This is a genomic window from Frigoribacterium faeni (assembly GCF_007988805.1).
In the GTDB taxonomy this organism is placed as follows: Bacteria; Actinomycetota; Actinomycetes; order Actinomycetales; family Microbacteriaceae; genus Frigoribacterium; species Frigoribacterium faeni.
This window is the reverse complement of record NZ_BJUV01000006.1, coordinates 22,920-36,789: the sequence shown is the minus strand read 5'-3', so window position 1 is coordinate 36,789 and position 13,870 is coordinate 22,920. Positions and strand designations below refer to the sequence as shown.

7 protein-coding genes are annotated in these 13,870 nt (G+C 66.9%); 1 reads left to right on the top strand and 6 read right to left on the bottom strand.

Going from position 1 to position 13,870, the window contains the following annotated elements:
* Positions 1–48: 48 nt before the first annotated feature.
* Together FFA01_RS04225 and rpoB are read right to left on the bottom strand one after the other, a co-directional pair.
* The gene (locus tag FFA01_RS04225; protein WP_146853330.1) at positions 49–3,930 is read right to left on the bottom strand and encodes a DNA-directed RNA polymerase subunit beta'; all 3,882 of its coding nucleotides are present in this window, start codon (positions 3,928–3,930) and stop codon (positions 49–51) included.
* A gap of 46 nt (positions 3,931–3,976) precedes the next feature.
* The gene (gene rpoB, locus FFA01_RS04220) at positions 3,977–7,468 is read right to left on the bottom strand and encodes a DNA-directed RNA polymerase subunit beta (RefSeq protein ID WP_146853328.1); all 3,492 of its coding nucleotides are present in this window, start codon (positions 7,466–7,468) and stop codon (positions 3,977–3,979) included.
* 294 nt (positions 7,469–7,762) lie between these two features.
* Here rpoB and FFA01_RS04215 point away from each other — a divergent pair, with 294 nt between their 5' ends.
* Positions 7,763–8,620 carry a spermidine synthase gene (locus FFA01_RS04215; RefSeq protein ID WP_146853326.1) on the top strand — a complete coding sequence of 286 codons (858 nt, stop codon included), beginning with the start codon at positions 7,763–7,765 and terminating at the stop codon, positions 8,618–8,620.
* Here FFA01_RS04215 and FFA01_RS04210 read toward each other — a convergent pair.
* The 4 genes from FFA01_RS04210 to csrA all read right to left on the bottom strand — a co-directional run bounded on the left by FFA01_RS04210 (position 8,559) and on the right by csrA (position 13,854).
* Entirely contained in the window at positions 8,559–10,034 is a 1,476-nt protein-coding gene (locus tag FFA01_RS04210) for a hypothetical protein (RefSeq protein WP_146853324.1), read from the bottom strand. The two genes, FFA01_RS04215 and FFA01_RS04210, sit on opposite strands and share 62 nt — an antisense overlap.
* Positions 10,031–10,741, bottom strand: a complete 711-nt coding sequence (locus tag FFA01_RS04205) for an ABC transporter ATP-binding protein (RefSeq protein ID WP_146853322.1) — start codon at positions 10,739–10,741, stop codon at positions 10,031–10,033. The genes FFA01_RS04210 and FFA01_RS04205 overlap by 4 nt, the downstream gene beginning before the upstream one ends.
* Positions 10,738–13,332 carry a class III lanthionine synthetase LanKC gene (gene lanKC / locus FFA01_RS04200; protein ID WP_146853320.1) on the bottom strand — a complete coding sequence of 865 codons (2,595 nt, stop codon included), beginning with the start codon at positions 13,330–13,332 and terminating at the stop codon, positions 10,738–10,740. The genes FFA01_RS04205 and lanKC overlap by 4 nt, the downstream gene beginning before the upstream one ends.
* Positions 13,333–13,614: 282 nt before the next feature.
* On the bottom strand, positions 13,615–13,854 hold the full coding sequence (gene csrA / locus FFA01_RS04195; RefSeq protein WP_146853318.1) for a carbon storage regulator CsrA: 240 nt from the start codon (positions 13,852–13,854) through the stop codon (positions 13,615–13,617).
* Between the last annotated feature and the right edge of the window lie 16 nt (positions 13,855–13,870).

Below are 13,870 nucleotides of genomic sequence, written 5' to 3'. Positions count from 1 at the left end.
CGATCGGGAGGCGCGGTGCGGGATGGACCCTCACCGCGCCTCCGCGGATCAGTTGTAGGTGCCGGGGGTGAAGTCGTCCGACGAGAACGAGTCGAAGTCGACGAAGCTGAGGTCAGCCTCGTTGAACGACGCGTCGTCCGTGAAGACGCGGTTGGGGTACCGCTCGGCCTTCGCCTCCTCCGTCGCCTCGACCGAGACGTCGCGGTAGCGCGACAGACCGGTTCCGGCGGGGATCAGCTTTCCGATGATCACGTTCTCCTTCAGACCGACCAGCGGGTCGCTCTTGCCTTCCATGGCGGCCTGCGTGAGCACGCGGGTCGTCTCCTGGAAGGACGCGGCCGACAGCCACGACTCGGTCGCCAGCGAGGCCTTGGTGATGCCCATGACCTCTTGACGAGCGGACGCGGTCCGCTTGCCCTCGGTCAGCGCCGCACGGTTGATCTCGTTGTACTTCGACCGGTCGACGAGCTCACCGGGGAGCAGGTCGGTGTCGGCGTGGTCGACGACGGTGACCTTGCGGAGCATCTGACGGACGATGACCTCGATGTGCTTGTCGTGGATCGGCACACCCTGCGAGCGGTAGACGTCCTGGACGCCGCCCACGAGGTGCTGCTGAACCGCACGGACGCCCTTGACTCGCAGGACCTCCTTCGGGTCGACCGCACCCGCGATGATCTGCGCGCCGAGCTCGACGTGCTGACCGTCCTCCACGAGGAGGGTCGAGCGCTTGAGCACCGGGTAGATGACCGGTTCGTCGCCGTTGTCGAGGTTGAGGATGACGCGGCGGGCCTTGTCGGTGTCCTCGATCGTGATGCGACCGGCACCGTCGGCGATCGGGGACGCACCCTTGGGGGTACGAGCCTCGAACAGCTCCGTCACGCGGGGCAGACCCTGCGTGATGTCGTCGGCCGAGGCCGAACCACCGGTGTGGAAGGTGCGCATCGTGAGCTGCGTTCCGGGCTCGCCGATCGACTGCGCCGCGATGATGCCGACGGCCTCGCCGATGTCGACCAGGTTGCCGGTGGCCAGCGAACGGCCGTAGCACTGGGCGCAGACGCCGACGGCGGCCTCGCAGGTGAGGACGGAGCGGACCTTGATGGTCTCGACACCGGCCGCCACGAGCTCGTCGATCAGGACGTCTCCGACGTCGGCGCCGGCCTCGGCCAGCACCGTGCCCTCGGCATCCACCGCAGCCGCCGCGAGCGACCGTGCGAACACGGTGTTCTCGACGGTCGCGTCGCGCACCATGACGCCGTTGGCGTCGGGTGCGGCGATCGGCATCTCGAGTCCACGCGAGGTACCGCAGTCGTCTTCACGGATGATGACGTCCTGCGACACGTCGACGAGTCGACGGGTCAGGTACCCCGAGTCGGCCGTACGGAGGGCCGTGTCGGCCAGACCCTTGCGGGCACCGTGCGTCGCGATGAAGTACTCGGCGACCGACAGACCCTCGCGGTACGAGGAGATGATCGGGCGCGGGATGATGTCACCCTTCGGGTTGTTCACCAGGCCTCGCATGCCGGCGATGTTGCGCACCTGCAGCCAGTTACCACGAGCACCCGAGGTCACCATGCGGTTGATGGTGTTGTCGACCGGGAAGTTCGCCCGCATCTCGGCGGCGACCTCGTTCGTGGCCTCCGTCCAGATCTTGATCAGGTCGGCGCGACGCTCCGCGTCCGAGATCAGACCCTTGTCGAACTCGGACTGCACCGCGGCGGCCTGCTTCTCGTAGCCCGCGACGATCTCGGGCTTGCGGGGAGGCGTGAGGACGTCGGACAGGGCGACGGTGACACCGGACCGCGAGGCCCAGTAGAAGCCGGCGTCCTTGATGTTGTCCAGAGCTGCGGCGACCGCCACCTTGGGGTAGCGCTCGGCGAGGTCGTTGACGATCGTCGAGAGCATGCCCTTGTCGGCGACCTCCTGCACGAAGGGGTAGTCGGCGGGGAGGTTCTCGTTGAAGCGAGCGCGGCCCAGCGTGGTCTCGAGCAGGATGTCCTGGCCCACCTCGTAGCCCTCGGGCGCCTGGCCCTCGGCGAAGTGCACACCGTTCATCCGGATCTTGACCATCGCGTTGAGGTCGAGCGAGCCCTGGTCCATGGCCATGATGGCCTCGGACACCGACGAGAACGAACGGCCTTCGCCGGTCGCGCCGGGGGTGACCGTCGTCAGGTAGTGCAGACCGATGATCATGTCCTGCGCGGGCAGGGTGACCGGACGGCCGTCGGACGGCTTCAGGATGTTGTTCGACGCGAGCATCAGGATGCGCGCCTCGGCCTGGGCCTCGACGGACAACGGCAGGTGGACGGCCATCTGGTCGCCGTCGAAGTCGGCGTTGAACGCCGCGCAGACGAGCGGGTGCAGCTGGATGGCCTTGCCCTCGACGAGCTGGGGCTCGAACGCCTGGATGCCGAGACGGTGCAGCGTGGGCGCACGGTTCAGCAGCACGGGGCGCTCGCGGATGATCTCCTCGAGGACGTCCCAGACCTGCGGGCGCGAACGCTCCACCATGCGCTTGGCCGACTTGATGTTCTGAGCGTGGCTCAGGTCGATCAGGCGCTTGATGACGAAGGGCTTGAACAGCTCGAGGGCCATCTGCTTGGGCAGACCGCACTGGTGCAGCTTGAGCGTCGGGCCGACGATGATGACGGATCGACCCGAGTAGTCCACGCGCTTGCCGAGCAGGTTCTGGCGGAAGCGACCCTGCTTTCCCTTGAGCATGTCGCTCAGGGACTTCAGGGCGCGGTTGCCGGTACCCGTGACGGGGCGGCCGCGACGACCGTTGTCGAACAGCGCGTCGACGGCCTCCTGCAGCATCCGCTTCTCGTTGTTCACGATGATCTCGGGGGCGCCGAGATCGAGCAGACGACGGAGGCGGTTGTTGCGGTTGATGACGCGGCGGTAGAGGTCGTTCAGGTCGGACGTCGCGAAGCGGCCACCGTCGAGCTGCACCATCGGGCGCAGCTCGGGCGGGATCACCGGGACGACGTCGAGCACCATCGCGGCGGGCGAGTTGCCCGTGGCGAGGAAGGAGCTGACGACGCGCAGACGCTTGATCGCGCGGATCTTCTTCTGACCCTTGCCCTCCGAGATCTGCAGGTGCAGGTTCTCGGCCTCGGTGGTCAGGTCGAAGCTCTCGAGACGCTTCTTGATCGCCTCGGCGCCCATGTGGGCCTCGAAGTAGATGCCGAAGCGGTCCTGGAGCTCGTGGAAGACGGCGTCCTCGGGCTTGAGGTCGCCGACCTTGAGGCTGCGGAAGTCCTCCCACACGCGCTCGAGGCGGTTGATGTCCTCGTCGAAGGACTTGCGCGTCTGCGACATCTCCTTCTCGGCGCCGTCTTTCGCACGGCGCTTCTGGTCGCTCTTCGCACCCTCTTCTTCAAGAGCGGCGAGGTCCTCTTCGAGCTTCTGCAGGCGGTCCGCGATGCGGGTGTCGCGCTGCGACTCGAGCTGCTTGATCTCGAGGCGGAGCTCGTTCTCGAGGCCGGGCATGTCGGCGTGACGGCCCTCCTCGTCGATCGAGATGACCATGTAGGCGGCGAAGTAGATGACCTTCTCGAGGTCCTTCGGCGCCATGTCGAGCAGGTAGCCCAGACGCGACGGGACGCCCTTGAAGTACCAGATGTGCGTGACGGGCGCGGCCAGCTCGATGTGACCCATGCGCTCACGGCGCACGGACGACTTGGTGACCTCGACGCCGCAGCGCTCGCAGACGATGCCCTTGAATCGGACTCGCTTGTACTTGCCGCAGGCGCACTCCCAGTCGCGGGACGGTCCGAAGATCTGCTCTCCGAAGAGGCCGTCCTTCTCCGGCTTGAGGGTGCGGTAGTTGATGGTCTCCGGCTTCTTGACCTCGCCGTGCGACCAAGCGCGGATGTTGTCGGCCGTTGCGAGGCCGATCCGCAGCTCATCGAAAGTTGTTGCTTCGATCAATGTTTATCCCTTTGTGAAAAAAGTGTCGACGTCGTCTGGGGAGGGCTTAGATCTCGTCGACGTTCGACGACTCGAAGCGGGAGGAGATGTTGATGCCGAGCTCTTCGGCGGCACGGAAGACCTCGTCGTCCGTGTCGCGGAGGCTGACCGTCTGTCCGTCGGCCGAGAGGACCTCGACGTTCAGGCAGAGCGACTGCATCTCCTTGATGAGCACCTTGAAGCTCTCGGGGATGCCGGGCTCCTGGATGTTCTCACCCTTGACGATCGCCTCGTAGACCTTGACGCGGCCGAGGATGTCGTCGGACTTGATGGTCAGGAGCTCCTGCAGCGCGTACGCGGCGCCGTAGGCCTCGAGGGCCCAGACCTCCATCTCACCGAAGCGCTGGCCACCGAACTGCGCCTTACCACCCAGCGGCTGCTGCGTGATCATCGAGTACGGACCCGTCGAACGAGCGTGGATCTTGTCGTCGACGAGGTGGTGCAGCTTCAGGATGTACATGTAGCCGACCGAGATCGGGTTCGGGAACGGCTCACCCGAACGACCGTCGAACAGGCGCGCCTTGCCGGACGAGCCGATGAGGCGCTCCCCGTCACGGGTCGGGAGGGTCGAGTCGAGCAGACCCTCGATCTCGCGCTCGGCGGCGCCGTCGAACACCGGGGTGGCGACCTTCGTGCCGGGAGCGGCGCTGAGCGCCTCCGGGGGCAGGTTCTTGGCCCACTCCTGGATGCCCTCGACGTTCCAGCCCTGCGCGGCGATCCATCCGAGGTGGATCTCGAGCACCTGGCCGAAGTTCATTCGACCGGGCACGCCCAGCGGGTTGAGGATGATGTCGACCGGCGTGCCGTCCGCGAGGAAGGGCATGTCCTCCACGGGGAGGATCGTCGAGATGACGCCCTTGTTGCCGTGACGGCCGGCGAGCTTGTCGCCCGCGGTGATCTTGCGCTTCTGCGCGATGAACACCACGACGCGCTGGTTGACGCCGGAGCCGAGCTCGTCGTCGCCGTCCTGCGAGTCGAACACCTTGACGCCGATGACGGTTCCCTGCTCGCCGTGAGGCACCTTGAGGGACGTGTCGCGGACCTCGCGGCTCTTCTCGTTGAAGATGGCGCGCAGCAGGCGCTCCTCGGCGCTGAGCTCGGTCTCGCCCTTGGGCGTGACCTTGCCGACCAGGATGTCGCCGGGACGGACCTCGGCGCCGATGCGGATGATTCCGCGCTCGTCGAGGTCGGCCAGCAGGTCGGGGCTCACGTTGGGGAGGTCACGGGTGATCTCCTCTTTACCGAGCTTCGTGTCGCGGGCGTCGACTTCGTACTCTTCGATGTGGATCGACGAGAGCGTGTCGTCCTTGATGAGGTTCTGCGACAGGATCATCGCGTCCTCGTAGTTGTAGCCCTCCCACGGCATGAACGCGACGAGCAGGTTCTTCCCGAGCGCGAGCTCGCCGTTCTCGGTCGCGGGTCCGTCGGCGATGACCTCGCCGACCTCGATGCGCTGACCGGCGTCGACGATCACACGGTGGTTGTAGCTGGCGCCCTGGTTCGAGCGGTCGAACTTGCGGAGGTAGTACTCCTGCGTTCCGCCCTCGTCGAGCTGCACGACCACGACGTCGGCCGAGACCTCGGTGACCACGCCGGCGGCGTCGGCGGTGACGACGTCACCGGCGTCGATCGCGGTGTAGCCCTCCATGCCGGTGCCGACCAGCGGGCTCTCGCTGCGGACCAGCGGCACGGCCTGACGCTGCATGTTCGCACCCATGAGGGCGCGGTTCGCGTCGTCGTGCTCGAGGAACGGGATGAGCGACGTGGCGACCGACACCATCTGGCGCGGCGAGACGTCCATGTAGTCGACCTCGTCCTTGCCGACGAGCTCGACCTCTCCGCCCTTCTTGCGGACCAGCACCTTGTCGTCGACGAAGTCGAACTTGTCGTCGAGGGGGGCGTTGGCCTGCGCGACGACGAACTCGTCTTCTTCGGAGGCGGTGAGGTAGTCGATGGTCGTGGAGACGTTGCCCTTGACGACGCGACGGTACGGGGTCTCGATGAACCCGAACGAGTTGATGCGCGCGAAGGACGCGAGCGAGCCGATCAGACCGATGTTCGGGCCTTCAGGGGTCTCGATCGGGCACATGCGGCCGTAGTGCGAGGGGTGGACGTCGCGGACCTCGACGCCGGCACGCTCACGCGACAGACCACCGGGGCCCAGCGCGGAGAGACGACGCTTGTGCGTCAGACCCGACAGCGGGTTGTTCTGGTCCATGAACTGCGAGAGCTGCGAGGTTCCGAAGAACTCCTTGATCGCGGCGACGACGGGGCGCACGTTGATCAGGGTCTGCGGCGTGATCGCCTCGATGTCCTGCGTGGTCATGCGCTCGCGGACGACGCGCTCCATGCGCGACAGACCGGTGCGGACCTGGTTCTGGATCAGCTCGCCGACCGCACGGATGCGACGGTTGCCGAAGTGGTCGATGTCGTCGACGTCGAGGCGGAGCTCGACGGCCTGGCCGTCGCGCGTGCCGTCGATCGTCTTCTGCTCGGCGTGCAGCGAGACGAGGTACTTGATCGTCGCGACGATGTCGTCGACGGTCAGGACCGAGTCGCCGAGGGGCGCGTCGATGCCGAGCTTGCGGTTGATCTTGTAACGACCCACCTTCGCCAGGTCGTAGCGCTTCGGGTTGAAGTAGAAGTTGTCGAGGAGCGCGCGCGCGGCCTCGGCGGCGACCTGCTCGCCCGGACGGAGCTTGCGGTAGATGTCCTTGAGCGCCTCCTCCTTGGTGAGGATGGCGTCCTTCTCCAGGGTCGCCTCGATCGACGCGAAGCCCTTGAACTTCTCGGTGATCTCCTCGCTCGTCAGGCCGAGGGCCTTGAGGAACACGGTGACGCTCTGCTTGCGCTTGCGGTCGATGCGGACGCCGACCTGGTCGCGCTTGTCGATCTCGAACTCGAGCCAGGCACCGCGGCTCGGGATGACGCGAGCCGAGTAGATGTCCTTGTCGGAGGTCTTGTCGGAGGCGCGCTCGAAGTACACGCCCGGGCTGCGGACGAGCTGCGACACGACGACGCGCTCGGTGCCGTTGATGATGAAGGTGCCGCGCTCGGTCATGAGGGGGAAGTCGCCCATGAAGACCGTCTGGGTCTTGATCTCACCGGTGAGGTGGTTCATGAACTCGGCGTTCACGTAGAGCGGCGCGGCGTAGGTCTTGCCGCGCTCCTTGCACTCGTCGATCGAGTACTTGGGCTCTTCGAGCTCGGGAGCCGTGAACGACAGCTGCATCGTCTCGCCGAGGTCTTCGATCGGGGAGATCTCCTCGAAGATCTCCTCCAGGCCGGAGTGGAGGGCGAGGTCGGTGCGACCCTGCTCGGTCGCCTCGGCCAGGCGGTCCTTCCAGACGTCGTTGCCGACGAGCCAGTCGAAGCTCTCGGTCTGCAGCGCCAGAAGGTCGGGGACCGTCAGCGTGTCGGTGATCTTGGCGAACGAGAGTCGCGATGCGCCTCGGCCGTTCTTGGGTGAGTTGGTGGATGCGGTGTTCGCAGCAGCCAAGGAAGTTACCTCCGTGGACCCCGTCGGGTCATCACTGTCGGACAGTATGGTGAGTGGTTGAACGGCCCTCCCGGTAGCCGTCGGACATCGACGTGGAGCCGATGGTCGAGGCCGAGCACACCCCCGCCGCGATATTCGGGGGCCTGGTCTCGGAGGTGCGTCGTCGACCGCAATATGACGACAGGACGCACGGGGAGCGCAAAGGTCAATACTATGCAGCCGGGACACGCCTGGCAAGCCCTGTCGTTGACCTTCTGTGCCGGATTCGGTATAACCCGTGCCAGGGTTGACCCCATGGCCGCACAGCACGACGAACCCCCCGCCGAGATCTCGATCGGCGCCGGTCTCGCGCGCATCGACGAGGACCGCCACCGCCCCGGCGCCTACACGCTGATCGTCGACGGGACGCCGCAGTCGCACGTCGACCTCGACGACCCGACCCACCTCGCCTTCGAGTACGTGCACCGCATCGGCCACGCCATCGATCTGCTCCCCGAGGGCCCCGTGACGGCGCTGCACCTCGGCGCCGGCGCCCTGACGCTTCCCCGGTACGTCGAGGCCACCCGGCCCGGATCGCGTCAGCAGGTGATCGAGCTCGAGGCTGATCTCGTGGCGCTGGTACGGGAGCGGCTGCCCTTCCCGCGGGGCGCCTCCATCCGGGTCCGGTACGGCGACGCCCGGGAGGTCATGGTGAAGCTGCCGGCCGGACTGCGGGGCACGGTGGATCTGCTCGTGGTCGACGTGTTCGGCGGGTCGCAGATCCCCGCGCACGTCACCTCGCTCGAGTTCTACTCGGCCGCGGCGGAGTTCCTGTCGCCGACCGGGATGCTCATCGTCAACTCCGCAGACGGCGCCGGCCTGGCCTTCGCCCGGGGGCAGGCGTCGACCCTGGCGACGGTCTTCGAGCACGTCGCGGCCGTCGCGGACCCCGCCACGCTGAAGGGCAGGAGGTTCGGCAACGTCGTGCTGATCGGCTCGCCGTCACCGCTGCCCACCGACCGCATGCCACGGCTCTACTCGTCGGACCCGCTGCCGGCCAAGGTCGTGCACGGCCGTGAGCTGCGCGACTTCATCGCCGGGGCGCCGGTCGTCACCGACGCCACCGCCGTGCCGTCGCCCGAGCCCTCGCGGAGCGTGTTCGGGGCGCGGTAGCTGCGAGCCGACTCAGAGCCGCACCACCGGTCAGAGCGATCACCGCGAGGGACGCAGCGGCCAAGACGGGTGTCGGGTTCGGCGGATGAGGTGCAACAGCGGTCCCGTCCGCGGTCGCGATCGCGAACGTCAGGGCGGTCGACATGCTCACGGCGATAAGGACGGGAACCGCGGCGGTGACGACGATCACGACCGCTTCGACGAGAGTCACCACGCGCCCGAGGGACGGCGGGGCGCCGTGGGCTGCCAGGATCACCCAGTCGGGATCCCGGCGGGGACCGGACAGCGACCGGGCTGCCGATGCGCCAGTCAACGCCACGGCAGCCGCCGGGCCGAGCGCCAGCGCCATGTCGCTCCAGGCGGCGGCTGACGAACCGCCGGGCACGGCACCGATCATGGACCCCAGTTCGAGCGTGGACTGCTGGGCCGCGACGAGACCGATCACGAGTCCTGCCATGGTCGCTGCCGACATGCTGGCGACGGTGGACAGCCCGGTCCGAGCGCGGACGAGCCTCCAGACGAGACCGCGACCGACGGGGACCGCGTGTGTCCACCGGCGCAGGAGACGAGGGCCGAACAGAGGGAAGACGAGGACGAGACTGGTGATCGCGCCGAGCACCATCGTCGAGTGGAGGGCTATGACGCGGAGCGCCGGCGTGAACATCTCGAAGGCCTGGAGGTCCGTGGCGTCGAAGAGATCGAATCGGGCGCTCGACAGAGTGAGCAGAGCATCCCAGAGGACCACGGCCCCCACGACGGGCAGGACGAAGACCACCCAGATCGCGAGGACGGCCGTGACACGCCAGCCACGGGACGGTGCGGCCTCGGCGCGATCGGCATCGTCGCCCCGGAGGACTCGAGCGGGCAGACGGACCGCGGCCACGGAGGCGACCCGGCCTGCGGCGAGGGAGCCCACGGCTGTGACGAGGATGGCGCTGCAGGACCAGGCGAGTGCGACGCTCAGGACCAGTCCCCACTGAGCCACGAGTGCTCCGACGTAGAGTGGCAGGACCGCCCACGCCAGGACGGCGACGACTGGAACAGCGCAGACGGCGCCGATCAGGGAACCGGCGACTGTCGTGACGTGGGCGATCCGGACGAGGCTCGCGGGCCTGAGACCTGCCGCCAGGAGGATGGCGCCGTCGCGCTCCGCATCCCGGCGGATGAGCGCCTGCACGCGGATCACCGCGACGGTCGCCACCAGCGCCGTCATGGAGACCACCGGACCGAAGTCGCCCTGGGAGCGCTGCGAAGCCGACAGTGCCAGCGCCTCGGAGGCGAGGAAGGTAGCGGTCAGCACCAGCGTGAGTGCCACCGTGGCCGCCGCGCTGGTCACAGCGATGGCCAGGATTCCGCGGGGATCGTCTCGCGCCGACCCCCAGGCGAGCCAGACCGCGACGTCGTGTCGACTCACGAGAACAGCGCCTCGAGCTCGGTGGGCGATGGGTTGACGAGTTCGCGCCGGACGAGTCCCCCGGCGAGGAAGACGACCCGATCGGCCCGACTCGCGACGGCATGATCGTGAGTCACGACGACCACGCCAGCACCGGCATGCGCACGACGCATGATCATGTCGACGACCCGACTGGCAGAGCGGTGATCGAGCCCGTCGGTCGGCTCGTCGAGCAGGGTGAGCCGGGGAGGTTGTACGGCGACTCGAGCCAGAGCGACACGGCGTCGCTCCCCTCCGGAGAGACCCTCTGGCAACGCCTGCGACCGAGGGAGCAGACCCATGTCATCGAGAGCGCCGTCGATCACCGATGCTGGTGGCCGCTCCCGGCGGAGACGATGGATCAGCTCGACGTTCTCTTTGACGGTGAGCGAGGGTAAGAGGTCATCACCCTGGAGAAGCAGCGCGACGTTGCCGACTCGGAGGTCGGCGCGCTCTGAGGCGTTCAGCGTCCAGGGGTCGACCCCGACGATCTCGACCCGACCCTCTGAGCACTGGTCGAGGCCGGCGAGGCAGGACAGCACCGAGGACTTGCCCGCTCCAGACGGGCCGACCACCGCGACCACTTCACCCACGGAGACGTGCAGAGAGATGCCGCTCAGGACCCGTCTGCGCTCGCCTCGCGCATCGACCGTGGTCAGACCCACCTCGGTCAGCGACGCCGCGATCATCGTCCGCCTGCGCAGAGGGAGAGGTAGTCGGGTAGCGAGGCGAGAGCGTCGCCGCCCCTCAGTAATCTGCTCGCGGCGTCGAGACCGATGAGGACTCCAGCAGCACCATGCGCCAGACCCGTCGAGGTCCTCTCGAGATCTCGCGCGGGAAATGTGATCCCCTCAGGTGTCCGGACAGCACTCCATAGGAGACGCTGGGCGTGGCGCAAGACGATCTGAGAGATTTCCGCCGACCCACGTCCCGACCTGGCGAGTTCGACGAGGAACAGCATCATTCCCGCTCTGCCGTCGAAGAGTCCCGCGTGGATGACGAGCTCGGCACTGCAAGCACGCTCGATGCCTGGCAGGGCTCGTTCGAGTTCGGAATCGTCGACTTCGGCAAGGTAGAGGAGTATGGCCAATCCCAGCCCCGCTGAGCCATCGGCGAGGGTCGGCAGTGTGCGCGAACCGTCTCGTACCTCGAGACGCCCGTCTGGTGTGGACGCGCACCGACCGAGTGCCTGAACCAGTAGCGCGCGAGCCTGCGCAAGCGACGCCGCGCATCCTCGTTCTCGGGCGTAGGCGACGTGGAACACAGCGATGCCGGCGAGCCCGTCGAGAAGTCCGGGTAGCCACGTGTCCCCTGAGACGACTTCATTCGAGAGTCGACGAGAGATCTCGTCGACAGCTCCGACGGTCGAAGGGGAGGAGCTTCGAACCTCATGCGCTAGGAGAGAGAGCCCGATGCCGGCGAGGCCATCCCGAAGCCCGAAATCATCGGTCTCGGCGAGCGAATCCCTGAGCCTGGACACAAGGGCTTCCACCCCGGGCGACTTCTGACCGGCGAGCAGCTCGACGTGACTCGCCAGACCTCCTGGCAGCCCGAACGTGAGGGAAGGTCGGGCTGCACTGCTCTTGAGCCGACCCGCACTGCTCATGAGAAGGAGTCGCTCGTCTCGACTGAGACCACCGGTTGCCTGTAACGCTGATATCTCATCGAGCCATGGGGCTCCGTCGGCGTGCATCAGCCAGACAGCACCCGCCGGCCGGACGGCCTCGGCGCTCGCCGCGGACCCGTCGATGCACGCCGACAGGCACTCTCGAACACGAAGGGTGAGGTCGTCGATCTCGTAAGGCCGTGCGGCTCGATTCGAGTCCGCGGGCCCTGGGTCCAGATCGTCCGCGTTTTCGATCGAGCGGGCGTGCCAGACATCCAGCGCGGCATGAAGCGACGCGCAGAGACCATCGTCGAGCCGGAATGCTTCACGTGCCGCAGCGAGATGAACCCCCAAGAGGCCAGGGTCGAGGTCGTGAAGGAAGGACAGCGGGACGAAGGCGTTGAGCGTCATGGCGGCGAGAGCGTACTCATCACGCTTCGCACCTCGGATCGTAGCGGGGGCTGCGTAGCCATGGACCCCGATGACGGCGGCCTCGGAGATCACATCGCGGGAGTCCGACGCGGCTTCGAAATCTATGATCACAGGGCGGTCACCGCCACCGACGATCACGTTTCCGGGGTGCAGGTCCCCATGGACCAGACCCTGGGCATGCAGCCGATGGACGATTCGGGAGACTCGTCGCATGAGGGCCAGTACGCGATCCCGGTAAGCGACGCGTTCGGCGACACTGGAATCGGCCGAGATCAGGGGGTTCTGCGAATAGAGGACCCTGTTGAGAGTGTCACCCTCGACGGCTCGGAGTACGAGAAAAGCGTGACCACCAGCCGTGAACGACGCGACCTTCGTCACAGCCCCTTCGACGTCGATCAGCTGCTCGAGGATACGACTCTCGTGAGACAGGCGCGCCGTCGCCTCACCTGAGGCCACACCGATGAATGGGCGCGCCTCTTTGATGATCACACGGACACCATCCACGCGCCGAACGGCGCGGTATGTCCCGCCCGCAGCGGTCATGGCGATCGCGGACTCGAAGTCGTAGTCGGCGAGACCCTCTGGGTCGGCAGCCCGGGATTCGTCTCGCTGGACCACGAGGAACGATGGCAGCTCGACCCAGGCAGGTGGATGAAATGCGGTGCCTCGCACATCGGGCACGAGGCGGCTCTCTGGCCCCAAGATGGCAGGCACCAGACGACCGTCGGAGCCCAGAACCTTTCGCAGCCGGAAACCTCCGTAGCGAACATGAAGCGGCCCGCCTCTCCATCGGAGGTCGCCGAGAATGGAGGGTGCGGCGACATCGCCGATCTGCTGGTGCAGCTCCACCAGCCACTCCTCGAGCTGTTCGGGTCGAGGGTAGAGGGTGATGAACTTGGCAGCGGCCTCCGCCGGCGCCTGCTTCGAATTCCGCCATGCGAGACGTCCGACTGTTGGGACGTACTTGAACGTCGCCGATCGCTCGTGGCAGAAGCGCGAGACGGTGTCCAGGACCGCTTGCGCGGCAGATTGCTCTGACGAGCAGTGGATCTTCCACCCCTGGTCAGGAAGGGAACCGCCATCAGTGAGCCTGACCCATTCCTCATCTGCCTGAAGCGTCCATGAGGACCAGTCCAGTTCGGGAAGGGCGAAGGCCTCGCCCCTTGGACCCGAGCCGCCGATGCCCTCCTCGTGACGGCGGCGCCTCATGAGCACCATGGATTCATTCGCAGCTCGCTTCATCTGACGAGACTAGCAATAACGACTGGTTGACATGTCGCATGTTGTTAAGTTAGGTTTTGCTCGGGCGAACGCCCGATGTGGATCACATCACCGGAGAAGGAGCACCATGAACATCTTCGATTTGCAAACTCTCAAGGTCGAGTCAGCGGGAGTCGACGGAGACTTCGACCTCCTGAAGAGCTCCGTCAGCTTCTTCCTCTGCTTCTGACCTGGACGACAGAGCGCCCTTCCATCACTGCGATGGGAGGGCGCTCTGTCATCGACGGACGAGTGCGGCGCGGGTCAGCGGGGGGCGGGGCCGCCGAGGGCGGCTCGGAGGCGGGCCTCGGCGTCGTCGGGCGCCGCCGCGGCCTCGGCGTTGGCCTCGATCACGGCCTTGACGACCTCTTCGCGCTGGATCTTGACCCCGCGCGGGGCGTCGATGCCGATGCGCACGCCGTCGCCCCGCGAGTCGAGCACGGTGATGACGATGTCGTCACCGATGAGGATCCGCTCCCCGACCTTGCGCGTCAACACCAGCATCCGACCACCTTACCGA

What these genes read in the sequence shown, in the direction of transcription:
- lanKC (WP_146853320.1), bottom strand. Translation starts at nt 13,332, where the DNA reads ATGAAGCGAGCTGCGAATGAATCCATGGTGCTCATGAGGCGCCGCCGT.
- csrA (WP_146853318.1), bottom strand. Translation starts at nt 13,854, where the DNA reads ATGCTGGTGTTGACGCGCAAGGTCGGGGAGCGGATCCTCATCGGTGAC.
- FFA01_RS04215 (WP_146853326.1), top strand. Translation starts at nt 7,763, where the DNA reads ATGGCCGCACAGCACGACGAACCCCCCGCCGAGATCTCGATCGGCGCC.
- FFA01_RS04205 (WP_146853322.1), bottom strand. Translation starts at nt 10,741, where the DNA reads ATGATCGCGGCGTCGCTGACCGAGGTGGGTCTGACCACGGTCGATGCG.